1 protein-coding gene is annotated in these 404 nt (G+C 59.2%); it reads right to left on the bottom strand.

The features are described 5' to 3' along the window. On the bottom strand, positions 1 to 404 hold a 404-nt coding region (gene rplJ / locus AC1D0P_RS30945), incomplete at both ends, for a 50S ribosomal protein L10 (protein WP_477680224.1).

The following is a 404-nucleotide window of genomic DNA, read 5'->3' as shown; positions in this document are numbered from 1 at the left end:
AGCTGGGCTGCCGGAGCCTGAACGACAGCAGCGATGCGGGTAGCCGGGGTTTGGATCATACCCAGCAGTCTCGCACGCAGTTCGTCCAGCGACGGCAACGTCGCAAGTGCTTTTACGCCTTCGGCATCGAGAGCCGTCGCGCCCATGGCTCCGCCGATGATGACCAGCTTGTCGTTGGTCTTGGCGAAATCAGAGGCGATCTTGGGAGCCGTAATCGGATCATTCGCATAGCAAATGAGCGTCTGGCCCTTGAAAAGATTGTTGATCTTTTCAGACTCCGTGCCCTGAAGAGCGATCTTGGCCAGGCGGTTCTTCGCGACCTTGACGGTGCCACCCTGTGCGCGCATCTTCGAACGAAGATCGTTCATCTGCGCGACGGTGACGCCGGCATAACTCGCCACGAC

Source organism: Polaromonas sp. P1_G2, assembly GCF_056405515.1.
The sequence above is the reverse complement of the archived record's forward strand: the minus strand, read 5'-3'. Positions and strand labels throughout refer to the sequence as shown.